Origin of the sequence: Streptomyces sp. NBC_01283, from assembly GCF_041435335.1 — a bacterium.
Lineage (GTDB): Bacteria > Actinomycetota > Actinomycetes > Streptomycetales > Streptomycetaceae > Streptomyces.
This window is the reverse complement of sequence record NZ_CP108430.1, coordinates 2,532,093-2,545,574: the sequence shown is the minus strand read 5'-3', so window position 1 is coordinate 2,545,574 and position 13,482 is coordinate 2,532,093. Positions and strand designations below refer to the sequence as shown.

General features: G+C 69.6%; 9 protein-coding genes. 4 read left to right on the top strand and 5 right to left on the bottom strand.

Going from position 1 to position 13,482, the window contains the following annotated elements:
• The first annotated feature begins 51 nt into the window (after window positions 1-51).
• Window positions 52-2,241, top strand: a complete 2,190-nt coding sequence (locus OG302_RS11525) for an ATP-binding protein (RefSeq protein WP_371526714.1) — start codon at window positions 52-54, stop codon at window positions 2,239-2,241.
• Window positions 2,238-3,815 (top strand): ABC transporter substrate-binding protein, encoded by a 1,578-nt coding sequence (locus OG302_RS11520; protein ID WP_371526713.1) that lies wholly within the window; start codon window positions 2,238-2,240, stop codon window positions 3,813-3,815. The genes OG302_RS11525 and OG302_RS11520 overlap by 4 nt, the downstream gene beginning before the upstream one ends.
• A gap of 16 nt (window positions 3,816-3,831) precedes the next feature.
• On the opposite strand, the gene OG302_RS11515 is transcribed toward OG302_RS11520, so the two are convergent.
• Complete coding sequence (locus tag OG302_RS11515) at window positions 3,832-4,221, bottom strand: VOC family protein (RefSeq protein WP_371526712.1); 390 nt, start codon at window positions 4,219-4,221, stop codon at window positions 3,832-3,834.
• Window positions 4,222-4,365: 144 nt separating this feature from the next.
• Entirely contained in the window at window positions 4,366-4,713 is a 348-nt protein-coding gene (locus OG302_RS11510) for a hypothetical protein (protein WP_371526711.1), read from the bottom strand.
• Window positions 4,714-4,868: 155 nt separating this feature from the next.
• Here OG302_RS11510 and OG302_RS11505 point away from each other — a divergent pair, with 155 nt between their 5' ends.
• On the top strand, window positions 4,869-7,730 hold the full coding sequence (locus OG302_RS11505; RefSeq protein WP_371526710.1) for a BTAD domain-containing putative transcriptional regulator: 2,862 nt from the start codon (window positions 4,869-4,871) through the stop codon (window positions 7,728-7,730).
• A 4-nt stretch (window positions 7,731-7,734) separates the two neighbouring features.
• On the opposite strand, the gene OG302_RS11500 is transcribed toward OG302_RS11505, so the two are convergent.
• Together OG302_RS11500 and OG302_RS11495 are read right to left on the bottom strand one after the other, a co-directional pair.
• Window positions 7,735-7,977 carry a DUF397 domain-containing protein gene (locus tag OG302_RS11500; RefSeq protein WP_371526709.1) on the bottom strand — a complete coding sequence of 81 codons (243 nt, stop codon included), beginning with the start codon at window positions 7,975-7,977 and terminating at the stop codon, window positions 7,735-7,737.
• A complete protein-coding gene (locus tag OG302_RS11495) occupies window positions 7,974-8,804 on the bottom strand; it encodes a Scr1 family TA system antitoxin-like transcriptional regulator (RefSeq protein ID WP_371526708.1) in 831 nt (276 codons plus the stop codon). Before OG302_RS11495 ends, OG302_RS11500 begins: the two co-directional genes overlap by 4 nt.
• A gap of 84 nt (window positions 8,805-8,888) precedes the next feature.
• Here OG302_RS11495 and OG302_RS11490 point away from each other — a divergent pair, with 84 nt between their 5' ends.
• Entirely contained in the window at window positions 8,889-9,353 is a 465-nt protein-coding gene (locus tag OG302_RS11490) for an ATP-binding protein (protein WP_371750096.1), read from the top strand.
• Here the strand turns inward: OG302_RS11490 and OG302_RS11485 are convergent.
• A complete protein-coding gene (locus OG302_RS11485) occupies window positions 9,296-13,150 on the bottom strand; it encodes a GH92 family glycosyl hydrolase (protein ID WP_371526707.1) in 3,855 nt (1,284 codons plus the stop codon). The two genes, OG302_RS11490 and OG302_RS11485, sit on opposite strands and share 58 nt — an antisense overlap.
• Window positions 13,151-13,482 lie beyond the last annotated feature (332 nt).

The window sequence follows — 13,482 nt, the reverse complement described above, 5'->3', positions numbered from 1 at the left end:
CTCGCCCCGGTGGTGGCCGAAGGCTCCCAGGGGGAAGCAGGAAGTCGTCGGATGGGCAAGCCGCACATGCCACTGCTGTACGGTCGCGGGCCTCTGGTGGGCTCGCTCGTACCGTCACTCACCGGGCTGGCCTACGACGAACGGGCGCGCAGGAAACGGGAGTTCGGCGACGACGTGCCCGTCCTCCTGCTCACCGGGCAGCACGGGCTCGGACGCAGCGCCGTCCTCGAAGGGCTGGCGCGGCACTACCACAAGCGGCTCCCTCTGGCCCATGTGCGGGTCGTCGTGCCCGGCGCACCCGCCGCCGTATCCGTCGGGTCCGCGCAGCCCGGGGGTGTGCCCGCCGCCCCCGCCGCCGACTTCGTGCAGATCCTGGAGCGGATCGTGTGCGCGCTCGCACCGGGGTTCGGCCTGTTCCCCGTCCTGGTGCCCGGCCTGTTCGCGGTCTCCGGCTGGTCGCTCGGCGACGCGGACGTGCGGGACGCCGTGTGCGCCCGGCACGCCCGGCTCCTGATCGCCTGCGGGCTGCTGGCCGGGGGCGAGCGGGACGTGGCGCGGGAGTGGTCGGAGCGGGTCGAGGCCTCCGTGGCCGAGGCGAAGGGCGCGGCCGACGCGGGCGCGGAGGTGGCGGACGACGACGGTTCGCTGCCGGTCACCGCGGCGATCCTGCGTGAACTCCAGTCCCTGCGGGGCCTGACCCCCGCCCGGAACTGGTACGGGCAGCGGCACACCGCTCCGGACGGCGCCACCGGGAAGCCCGACGCCCTCCTCGAAATCGGCCGGCGATTCCACCGGGGCGGCGACTACCGGCACGCCGTCGAGAACACCCTCATGGCCGCCTTCCTGGAGGAGGTGGCCGCCGGCTACGGCCTGGTGCGGCACCTGAACCGCGAGCCGTGGCCGCTGATCCTCCTCGACGAGGCGCACGCCCCCGCGGGGCAGCGCTTCCTGCAACTGCTCCTCGAACACCGCGCCCTCGTGCAGCGCCCCCACCGCGACCGGATCACCGTCGTCGCCACCCGGCTCGGGGACATACCCGAGGAGGAGGCGCCGCAGGCGGTCCGCCGCGAACTGGCCGACCTGCTGCCGGCCGCGGGCAGCGGGCGGCGCAAGCAGGCCGCCGCCATCTGGCAGCGCACCGGCCACGATCCGTCCGCCGGACTGCTCGTCGTGCCGCTCACACCGCTGTCCAGGGACGACGTCCTGTCGATGCTCGACCGCGCGTCCGCGCGGCTGCTCCACCCGCACCTGGCGTCGGCGCTGCATTCGCTGACCGGCGGACACCCGGCGGCCAGCACCGTGCTGTGCGACGCCGTGGTGCACGCGGCCCGGCAGAACCGCACGGTGGCCCCCAGGGACCTCCTCGACCTGCCCACCCCGCAGGGGCGCCCGGTCACCCAGGTGCTCCTGGAGGACCTGCTGCCGGATCGGCGCCAGCGCGACCGGCTCCTCGTGCTGTGCCTGGCGCGGGACAACGCGACCGCGGAGGCCCTCGCCGAGGACCTGCGTCTCGACGGGCCGGAGCAACTGCCCGCCAACGCGGCGGCGCAGTACCTGGTGGAGCGGCAGTGGCAGCAGTCCGTCCCCGTCGATGCGCCGTTGGTGGAGAGCCCGCTCCTCCAGTCGCTCCTCGTCCACGAGGCGCGCCGCATCTCGCCGCCGCCCGACGACCCGCACAGCTGGCACCAGATCCACCGCTTCCTGCACCTGCATCATGTGCAGCGCTCCGACACCGGGGAAGCGGACGCGCTGCGGCACAGCCTGGCCGCCGGGAACGCGCCCCGGGTGGTGGACATGTTGACGGACGAGTTCGGTGCGGAGGAGGCCGAGCAGAGCGTCCAGCACTGGCTGCTCTGCCTGCGGCACTGTGCCACCGCCCCGACCCCGCCGTCGGTCGGCACCGCGGCCGCCACGCACTCCCATGAGGACAGCGGCGGCTGGAGCGACCACCGGATGGAGATCGCGCTCGGCGAGCACGCCGCCCGCTACACCCACCTCGACGAGGCGGGCCGCAGCATCAACCGCCTCCTGCACGCCCTGTGGTACCTGTCCGAGCCGTACGCCGACCCGGCGATCGACCCGGACGCCGAGACCCTGTGCCAGGCGGTGGGCGACGAACTCGGGTTCCTCTCCCGCCGCCACCGCACCTGGTACGCAGCCCTGGGCAGGGCCGCCCGCGACTGGCCGGTGGCCGCCCGTAAACGGCAGGTCCTGCCCGTCCCCGCCAGTGAGGGGTCATGATGTTCAACCACCCGCCCAAGGAGTGGGGTCCCCTCGAATGGCTCGTGGCCGCGGTGGTGGCCGGCGCCCTCGTGATCGGCCTCGTGACCTGGAACAGTGCACGCCCCGGCCCGTGCGGCGAGGGCCTCGACGAGCTCGCCGGGCAGTGCGTCGGCGTCACCGACCAGGCCTTCGACGCGGACGAGAAGGCCAAGAGCCTCATCGAGGCGGTGGCGGACGAGAACGCCCGGGTCGCGCGGGACTGGGAGAACCCGCCGGGCGACGGGCCGCACATCCCCTACGTGCGCATCGCGCTGATGATGCCCTTCACGTCGGACGCGTCCAGCGCGATGACCAGCGACATGATCCGGCGCGCACTCGCGGGGGCCCTCGCGGCGCAACTGGAGGCCAACAGCGCGAGCGGGCCGCACTACCAGCTGCTCTTCGCCCCCGACGGCAAGGACCTCAGCCAGTGGAAGCCCGTCGTCGACCGGCTCGCCGAGCTGGCGAAGGACACCGAGGCCCCGCTGGTGGGCGTGACCGGCATCCCGAGCAGTACGACGGAGACCCGCGAGGCCGTGGCCGAGCTCACCGAGCGCGGCATCCCCACGGTCGGCCCGGTGATCACCGCCGCTTCCATGAACTTCCGGTACTTCTTCAAGACCTCGCCCAACAACGAACAGTTCGCCAAGGCGCTGTCCCACTATCTCGACCGCTATCCGCAGAACGAGAAGGGCCTGCTGCTCTGGGACAGCCGCGAGGGCGACGTCTACTCGAAGAACCTGCGGGAGATCTTCGACCGGCACTTCGGGAAGACCTACGACCTGAAGAACCACAACTCCCACTACATCGGCTCGTCGGGCGAGGACCAGGGCATCCCGCGGCGCTTCGCCGACGCCGTCGCGAGGATCTGCCGCGACAAGGCGGACACCGTCTTCTTCGCGGGACGCGACCAGGACCTGCCCGCCTTCATCAACCGCCTCGCCAATGAAGGAGGTTGTGACCGCGGGGGCAAGCTGCGGATCCTCAAGGTCGGCATCGGTCTCGAACCGACGCTCACCTCCGCCGCCATCGAACGCAGCCTGCGCAGGGCCAACGCCACGATCGTCGACGCCTCGGCGTACGAACCGGACTGGGCGGACCGCCCCGGCGAGGCGCCCTCGGGCTTCTCCCCCTTCCACGCGCGCTTCAAGAAGATCAACAGTGCGCACGACCTGGGTCCCAACGCGTTGGAGGACGGGTACGCGGCCATGTACTACGACGGGTTCGCTCTCCTAGCCTCCGCCGTCGACCGCACGTACAGCGAGATCAGCGAAGGCGGCAAGAAGACGCCGGACCCGAACCGGCTGCCCTCCACCAAGGACGTGTACAGCACGCTCACCATCTCGACCATCAGCGGCGACACCTGCACCGGCTGTCTCGTGGGGGCGGGCGGCACCTACGGGTTCACCGGCCCGGGGGAGAACGACCAGTGGGCTGTCTGCAAGCCCGTCCCGATCATCGAGTTCCCCCCGGTGGCCCGCTCCGACGGCGAGGAGAAGCTGCCGCTGTACCGGACCTACCGGGGGGACAAGGCGAAGAGCTGCCCGTCGTGAACGGGCGGGGCGGTGACTACTGCGGGAAGCCGCCGTACGGCACGGTGATGAGTTCCATGGCGTGCCCGGACGGATCCAGGAAGTACACGCCCCGGCCGCCGTCATTGGTGTTGATCTCGCCCGGCAGCTTCTGGTGCGGGTCGGCCCAGTGCTCGACGTCGCGCGCCTTGATCTTCTCGTACGCCGCCTCGAACTCCGCCTCGGAGACCAGGAACGCGTAGTGCTGCGGAGTGATCTTGTCCGCGGGGATGGTGGCGAAGTCCAGGGTGACGGAGTTGCTCAGCCCCACCGCGATGAACGGGCCCCACTCGGAGGTGATTTCGAGGCCCAGAACGTCCGCGAAGAACTCGGCGGACTCCCGGTTGTCCCGGGCGTGGATGATCGTGTGATTCAGTTCGACCGACAAGGAATGCCTCCAGAAGGCATCTCCCGACACCTCCATGCCTCACCCAGCCGGTGACCGACACGCGATGTCGCCGTGGATCTTAGGCACGGCGACACCGCGCTGTCGAGCTATTTCCCGTGGACGGTGGTCACCGCTGCCGGAGGGTCACCCCTCCTCGACGAGCACACCGCCGACGCCCGAACCACCGAAGCAGCGCGCGCTCGAGATGTCGGTCGCGCCGGGAGCCAGCTTCTTCCAGTCTCCGTAGGCGTCCGGCCACAGCCCGCAGACCACATGGACGCGGAAGGACACCTCACCACCGGTGGTGTTGGTGCAGTGTGCGTGACCCCAGTAGCCGTCGGTGTCCGTGGTGCAGGTGAGAACGCGCGCGGCTACGGCCCGTTCCTGCTGTGCCACCGCCGTGCCCTGCGTGACGGCGAGCACCGGCAGCGTGGCGGCCGCCATCGCTGCGAGCTTGAGGGCGAGCCCGGTAAGCCGGCGAGGCTTGTTCATATGTCGGTCTCCTTCTGGATCTGCGTCGCGGTGCACCGCACGTGCACCGCCGTCCGCACTCCAGTGATGTTTCCGAGCGGCGCTGTCATGCCGCTCACTCGACGGTCACTCGACACTCACCCCTCGCGCTGGAATGATGACCCTGGGTGACGGGGGTGGAGATCACGGAGTTCGAGTACAAGCTTCTGGGACCGCTTGAAGTGCTGTTCGACGGCAGGCCCGTGGCAATGCGGGCGGCCAAACAGCGGGCCCTTCTGGCCTCGCTCCTGGTGGACGCGAACAAGGTCGTCCCCACCGACACCCTGATCGACAGACTGTGGGACGAACCACCGGACGGCGCCCGCAACGCCCTGCAGAACTACGTCCTGCGGCTGCGCCGCACCCTGGGCGCTCCGTCCAGCGGGCCGATCCGCACCTGCCCGGACGGCTATCTCATCGACGTACCCGAAGACACCCTGGACCTGCACCGATTCGATGCCCTGGTCACCAGGGCAAGGGCCGCAGCGGCAGCGCAGGCGGCGGAGCGGGCTTCGGCGCTCCTGGGTGAGGCGCTTGCGCTGTGGCGCGGAGAGCCGTTCTCGGACGTTCCGTCGGAGCGGTTGCGCCTTGAGGTCGTTCCCGCGCTGAACGAACGCCGCCTCGGTGCGCTGGAGCTGCGCACCGACGCCGATTTCCAGCTCGGACGGCACACGGACGTACTGCCGCGCCTGCGTGAACTCACCGCCGCCCACCCGCTGCAGGAGCGCTTCTGGGCGCAGCGCATGCTGGCCCTCTACCGATCGGGCCGACAGGGTGAAGCCCTGGACTGCTACCGGACCATCAGCGCGCTGCTCCTTGAGGAGCTGGGCGTCGACCCGGGCGCGGAGCTGTGGCAACTCCACCAGCGGGTGCTCACCGCGGACCCCTCCCTGATCGCACCGGCATCGCCGGACGGCCCACGGGCCGAGGGGAACCTGCCCGCGGAGACGACGACGTTCATCGGCCGGGAGAGCATGCTCCGCAGAACGCGGAAGCTCCTTGAGAACGCCCGCCTCGTCACGCTCACCGGTCCTGGCGGAGTCGGCAAGACACGCCTTGCCCTGCGCGCGGCGGCCGAGGCTTCCTGGGCCTTCCCGCACGGGGCATGGCTCGCCGACCTCGCGCCGCTGACCGAACCGCAGCTCCTGGACCGTGCGGTCGCCGAGGCGCTCGGCATCCCCGACCTGTCGTCGCGCCCCGGTATGGAGGTGCTCGTCGAGCACCTGCGGGAACGGCAGTTGCTGCTGGTCCTCGACAACTGCGAGCACGTCGCCGAAGCGGCGGGGCACCTCGTGGGTACGCTGCTGCGCGCGGCCCCGGGCCTGCGCGTGCTTGCCACGAGCCGCCAGGGACTGCGCGTCCCCGGCGAGTACCTGCTGCCCGTACCGCCGCTGGCCGTCCCCCAGGACCGGGGCGCACCACCGACGCTGACGCGCTGTGAAGCCGTGCGGCTCCTTGCCGACCGTGCCGAGGCCTGTGCCCCGCACTTCCGGATCACCGCCCGCAACCAGGAAGCCGTGGGTCGGCTGTGCCGTCGCCTGGACGGCATTCCACTGGCCATCGAGCTGGCCGCGGTGCGTCTCGGCACGCTCTCGGCCGAGGAGATCCTGGAGCGCCTCGACGACCGGTTCCGGCTCCTTTCCGACACCGGGGCACACACAGGCCCCCGGCACCAGCGCACCCTGCGCGGCGTCGTCGACTGGAGCCACGACCTGTGCGACGAACGCGAAAAGAGCCTGTGGGCAGGGGTGTCGGTGTTCCCCGGAGGCTTCGACCTCGCGGCGGCCGAGGCGGTGTGCCCGGACGAGGACACCACCCGCGAGGACATCGTCGACGTCCTTGCCGCGCTGGCGCACAAGTCGGTGCTCACCGTCGACACGACAGGACCCCGGGCCCGGTACCGAATGCTGGAGACCCTGCGTCAGTACGGGCAGTGCAGGCTCCGGGAGCGCGGCCGGGACATCCCGCTGCTGCGCCGCCACTGCGCGTACTACGCGGAGATGACCGCGCGGGCGGCGGCGCGGTGGTGCGGTCCTGACGAGGTCGCATGGCTGTCCCGGCTGCGCCTGGAGTCGCCGAACCTGCGGGCGGCCCTCGACTTCTGCGTCACGGGAGAGGGCGACGCCACGGCGGGACTCGCGATCGCCGCCAGCCTCACCCGCACCCGGTACTGGTTCTTCACCAGCTCGCTCGGGGAGGGCCGCCACTGGCTGACCCGCACCCTTGACCTCGCCCCCGAGGCGCCCGCCCCGCTGCGGGTCGGCTGCCTGGCGCTCACCGCCTGGATCGCGCTGTGCCAGGGGGACCGGTCCGCCGCCGAGCGACTCCTGGCCGAGGCCGTGCGGCTCGGGAACGCCGTCGCGGACGGCGAATCCCTCGGCGGGCTCGCCTACATGGAGGGCGCCTTCGCCTTCCTCGTCTACGCGGACGTACGGTCCATCGCGCTCCTGGCGAGGGCCAGGGAGCGCTTCCGGGCCGACGGCCAGGTGGGCGATGCCCATATGGCGACCATGCTCTGGTCCATGGCGTCATCCTTCTTCGGTGAACGGGAGCCTGCCCTTGCGGCCGGGCGGGAGTACGTGAACGAGGCCGACGCCCACGGTGCGGGCTGGGCACATTCCTGGGGGCTTTGGGGCATGGGGCTCGCGGAGCTCCGGCACGGCGACCCGTCCCGGGCGGTGGAGCTGTTCCGTGACTCCCTGCGCAGGCAGTGGGCCATCGGTGACCGCTGGGGGACCGTGTGGGGCATGGAGGCCATGGCCTGGGCCGTCGCCGCCACCGGGGACCATGGCAGGGCCGCCCGGCTGATAGGGGCGGCATGCCGGCTCCTGCGGACGACGGGCGTCGCGCTGACGGGCCTACGGCCGTTCCACGAAGCCCATACCGCGGTCGAGCACCTCGTGCGCCGAGCCCTCGGCGAGCGTGCCTACGAGGCCGCCTTCGCGGAAGGAGAGGGGACGCGGGACCCGATGCGGCTCGCGCTGGGCGGGACCGCGTGAGAGGTCAGAGGGGCAGGGCAAGGAAGGCGGTCCAGGCATCCGGGGCCACGGTGAGATGCGGGGCGCCGTCCGGGGTTTTGGAGTCGCGGATGTGTACGGCGGTGGGGTGGGCGGCAATTTCGAGGCACTGGCCGCCTTCATCGCCGCTGTAACTGGACTTGCGCCAGGCGTAGGCGACTTCGAGGCAGTTGCCGCCTTCGCTGCCGCTGTAGGTCGACTTGAACCACATAAGCGCGGTGCCGCTCATTGCTCTCCTAGCAGACGGTCCAGCAGGTCCCTGGTTTCCTCGGAATTTAGGGCCTGCGTCCGCAGCATCGCACATTTCTGCGTCAGGATCGCCACCTCGTCTGGATCAGCGATCAGTTGGCTTCCGCGTTGGCTCTCGGTGTAGGCAAGCCGCTGGTGTTCAGGGGTCTCAAGCAGCACGAACGGGCCGTCGAGGGCCGCGTGGGTGGTGCGTCCGAACGGCAGGATCTGCAAGGCGAGGCGCGGTAGTTCGGCATACTCGCGCAAGCGGCGCAGCTGCTCGACGTAGACCTGTTGGCCTCCGAGTCGATCTTGCAGTACTGCCTCCCAGACCACGAAGCTGGTGGTCGGCGGAACCCTGCGGTGCAAGATTCCTTGGCGCTCGATCCGCGTCGCCACGAACTGCTCGATCTCGTCCTCGTCGAAGACCGGCACGCGACTGCGGAAGACCGCCCTTGCGTACGCCTCGGTCTGCACCTGCCCAGGCAGCACTTGATTCTCGTAGGACGAGATCGCGATCGCCTCCCGCTCGCAGTCCAAATACTCCTCCGCCCACCGAGGAACCAGATCCACCTCCGGCATATTGTCGACGGCGGTCTCCAACGTCCGATTGGTGCCCAGGAGTTCATCCAGCTGCACCGCCAGATCCATCTTCAGCGGCCGCCGCCCCTGCTCGATGGAGGCGATCAGCTCCTCGCTGATGAGGAACCGCTCGGCCAGCGACCTCTGTGTGTACCCGGCCGCCTCGCGGTGGACGGCGAGCAGCGCGCCCACCATCCGCATCGCCGAGGCGTTTCTCCGTGACCGCCGCTTCGGGCTGCTGTTCATACGGTCCAACTCCCCACCAGGAGGCGTGCGTTCACGCAGTGAACCCGTACAGCCCAGCTGTACGGGTTCACGTACTGCTTCATGATGGCCACGGAGGGTGACCCTCGTCACGTGAACGACGAAACTCCACGCGAACGCTTCTACCGGCGCGAACGCCAGTCCGTCCCCGCTGCCCGCGCCTTCGTGAGCGCCGCGCTCGCCGACTGGGGGATCGGCGTCCGGGCGTACGAAATCACGCTCTGCGTAAGCGAGTTGGCGACCAATGCCCTGCTCCACGGAGTGCCCGCCGGGCGGGGCTTCCGGCTGTGCCTGAGCCACGGCAGCGACGTACTCCGTGTCGAAGTGCACGACAGCGGCGACGGATGGCCCCGATTCGTCGGCGAAGGGGACGCCGACGAATCGGGGCGCGGCCTGCTGCTCGTGGCAGCCCTGGCCGACAAGTGGGGGGTCATGGAGCGCGACCCCGGCAAAATCGTCTGGTGCGAGTTCGCTCAGGAGAGCAGCTCCACCTCCGCGAGCGTCGCGGAGCCGTCGAGGACGAGCCGGTAGTGCTCGTACTCGCCCGGATCGTCCACGGTGAACACCCGGGTCTGCTTGTCCCAGGCGAAGGACTCGCCGGACCGCTTGTCGAGGTCCTTCCACTTCTCGCCGTCGGCGGAGCCCTGGAGGACCCAGCCGCGCGGCGCCTTCGCCTTGTCGGTGGCGGACGTCAGCGTGTACTGCACCGCCTTGGTCTCCTTGCCGACCGGAAGGTCCACGGCGGCCTCCGAAGTGGCCTCCGTCTTCGACGAGTTGTCGAAGAGCGCGCCGTCACCCTTGAGGGCGTCACCGCGCGGCGACGGCACCTCGTCGTCCTGCGTGACCGACGCCGGCTGGGCATTCTTGCCGGTGCCCCACGACGAGGGCTCGGGGCCCATGTCGAACTCCAGGACGCCACCGCGTGCGATCTCCTTGTGGGGGAGCGCCGTCGAGGTCCACTTCTTGCCGTTGACCTTCAGGCCCTGGACGTAGATGTTCTTCGCGCTGTTCTTCGGCGCCTTGACGACCAGGTCGCGACCGCCGTCCATGTGCACCGTCATCTTGGTGAACTGGGGCGACCCGATCGCGTACTCGCCGCTGCCCATGACCAGCGGATAGAAGCCGAGCGAGGAGAAGAGGTACCAGGCCGACTGCTCGCCGTTGTCCTCGTCGCCGTGGTAGCCCTGCCCTATCTCGCTGCCGGTGTAGAGGCGGGAGAGGACCTCGCGGACCTTCTCCTGCGTCTTGGACGGCTGCCCTGCCGCGTCGTACATGTAGGCGACGTGGTGGGCGACCTGGTTGGAGTGCCCGTACATGCCCATGCGTACGTCGCGTGCCTCGGTCATCTCGTGGATGACGCCCCCGTAGGAACCCGCGAACTCTGCGGACCCGGTCTCCGGAGTGGCGAAGTACGTGTCGAGCTTGTCGCCGAGCCCCTTGCGGCCGCCGTAGAGGTTGGCCAGGCCGCGCGAGTCCTGCGGGGCGGTGAAGGCGTAGCCCCAGGCGTTCGTCTCGGTGTAGTCGTAGCCCCACACGCGCGGGTCGAACTTGTCGGACGGGACGCGCCACTCGCCCTTCTCGCTCTTGCCCTGGAAGAACCCGGCCTTGTCGTCGAAGAGCTTCACGTAGTCGCGGGCGCGGTTGAGGAAGTAGTCCGACTCCTCCTTGTAGTGCTTCTCGCCCGTCTTCTTGTAGAGGGCCTGGCCCATGCGCGAGATGCCGTAGTCGTTGAGGTAGCCCTCAAGCGCCCAGGACAGGCCCTCGTGCGTCTCGCTGGGGGTGTAGCCGAGGAAGGGCGACGTCTCCATGCCCTTGCGGCCGACGCCCGAACTCGGCGGCACCACGGTCGCGTTCTTCAGCGCCGCGTCGTACGCGTCCTTCGCGTCGAAGTCCACGCCCTTGACGTACGCGTCGGCGAACGCCACGTCCGACGAGGTGCCCGTCATCAGGTCCGCGTAGCCGGGCGACGACCAACGGGACGTCCAGCCGCCGTCCTTGTACTGCTGTACGAAGCCGTCGACCAGCTCGCCCGCCTTCTTCGGCGTGAGGAGCGAGTAGGCGGGCCAGGTCGTGCGATAGGTGTCCCAGAAGCCGTTGTTCACATAGGGCTTGCCGTCGACGATCTTCGCGCCGGTGTGGGTCGGGGTGTCGGGTCCCGTCTGCGGCGAGAAGGGCGAGGCGTACTGGTACTTCGACTTGCCGCCTGCCGAAGTGACCTTCTCGAAGCCCGAGTTGGGGTAGAGGTAGAGACGGTAGAGGGAGGAGTAGAGCGAGGTCCGCTGACCCTCGCTCGCGCCCTGGACCTCGACCTTGCCGAGGATGTCGTCCCAGCTCCGCTGCGCGCGGTTCTGCACGCGGTCGAAGGAGGTGCCGGAGGGGATCTCGCGGTTCAGGTTGGCCTTGGCCTGGTCGAGGCTGATGAGCGAGGTCGCGAGGCGCAGGTTGACCGTGCGGTCCTTGCCCGCCTTGAAGCGCAGATAGCCGGTGACGTCACCGCCGCCCCCGCCGTCGAGCTTGCCGCCCGCGGTGACGGGCGCGTCGAAGGTCCCGTACACGAAGAGGCGGCTGGCACCGGCGGAAAGTCCGGACTTCACGTCCGAGAATCCGCTCACCACACCGCTCTCCTTGTCGAGGGTGAGGCCGCCCTTCTCGGAGACGTTGTCGAAGATGACGCTCGCGTCGTCACCGGGATAGGTGAACTTCATCATCGCCGCGTGGTCGGTCGGGGCCATCTCGGCCTTCAGACCGTTCTCGAACGTCACGCCGTAGTAGTGCGGGCGTGCCGTCTCCTTCTCGTGCCTGAAGGGCAGCGCGCGCTTGGTGCGGGACGCCGACGGGGTGTCCTTGTCGACCGAGGGCATCATCTGGAAGGTCTGCCGGTCGCCCATCCAGGGGCTCGGCTCGTGGCTCGCGCTGAACGCCTGGATCGTCGGCAGGTTGTCCGCGTTGTTGCCGCGCGCGTAGTCGTAGAGCCAGCTCAGGGAGCCCGCGTTGGTCACCGGAGTCCAGAAGTTGAAGCCGTGCGGCACGGCCGTCGCGGGGAAGGTGTTGCCGCGTGAGAAACCGCCGCTGGAGTGCGTGCCGCGGGTGGTGTCCGCGTAGTCCGAGGGGTGGGCCTTCGGCTTCGCCGGGGCCTTCTCCTTCAGGGAGACGTCGTCCACCCAGCCCCGGAACTTCGCGGGACCCTTGGGGGAGTCGTACGCGACGAGCACCCGGTCGACGGTCTTGCCGCCCGCGACCTGCCCGATCCGCGCGGCCACGTTGTTCCACTGGTTGACGTAGAGGCCCTTGGCGGCGCCCTGTCCCCGCGGCGTCAACGGGAAGCCGTTCTGGTCCGTCGCCTTGAGGTCACTCAGATAGGTGCCATCGGTGAACGCCAGGTCCACGGACACGTTCGTGGCGTCGTAGTCGAGGTCGCCCTCCGCCATGGAGGGGAAGATCCGGTACGACAGCTCGGTGTCGCGCCGCACCGAGACATTCACGTCGAAGACCTTGTTGTACGAATAGCCGCGGCCGTCCACCTTGTGGGTGCCCGCGTAGCGCAGCGCGCGCTTGCCGGTGAACCCGGCGCCCGACTTCGCGGTCGGGGAGCCGCTGGGGCCGCGGTCCACGAGGGAGAGCACGTCCTCGGGGACGGGCGTCTCGCTGCCGCCCACGGAGAGCTGGACGTCGGAGAGCTGGAGGGCGTCGGACGCGCCGTTGTTGGCGGTCACCTCCAGGCGGTAGTGCGCGTACGCCGTGCCGTTCTCGAAGTCGTACTTCCTGGTCTGGTGACGCTTGTCGAACGTTTCACCCTTTCGGGTGTCGAGGACCTTCCAGTCCTTGCCGTCCGTGGAGCCCTGCAGCGTCCAGTCCTCGGGGTCGCGCTCGTCGTGGTCGTTCGCCGACGTCAGCGCGTATGTGATGGCCTTGGCGGGCTCGTCGAGGTCGAACTCCACCCATCCGGTGGGCGCGAAGGTGAGCCACTTGCTGGTGGGCTCCCCGTCGACCAGGTTCTCCTTGACCTCGCCGCTGCCGGAGTTCTCGCCGCTGGCGCGGACCTCCGTGACGTGGTCGTTCACACTCCCGGGGATCCCCGAACTGAACGCGCCGTTGACCCCGGAGGTCCGCTTCTTCCCGTCGGGGCCGGTCTCCACGGTGTTCAGCCAGTCGGGCTGGGCGTCGCCCTCCTCGAACGAGGAGACGAACTCCTTGGCGGCTTTGGGCGGTTCCTCCGGTTTGGCGACGGCGGCCCCCTGGGCTGTCGCGACGAGCGTGAACGCGGCCGCTCCGAGGACCGCGGCCGAACGATGGTGTCTGAAGCGAGGTCTGCGTGATCTGTGCGGCATCCCCGAGCCCCTCCCTGCGAGTTGGACAACGTTGTCACATCGCTGCGCAAGGTCCAGTAGGGCGTCAAGTTGCCGGTGGTGTCAAGGCTGTTGAAAGCGCCGGAAGAGCCGGGAGGGGCGCCGGACCCCGGGGGAAAGTCCAAGGGGATCCAGGAGAAAGTCCAATGAGGTGCAAGTGGGCGCCAGGGAAGATCCAGGAAGGGGAGCGAAGGCGGGTCCCGGATGCGGTCGCATGCGTCGGCTGAATTTGCTCACGCCGTGAACGAACCAGGCCGTGTCTCCGCGAGGTCTCAACTCGGGAAAGACTGCAGGCCCAAGCTGCGTTCGATCTT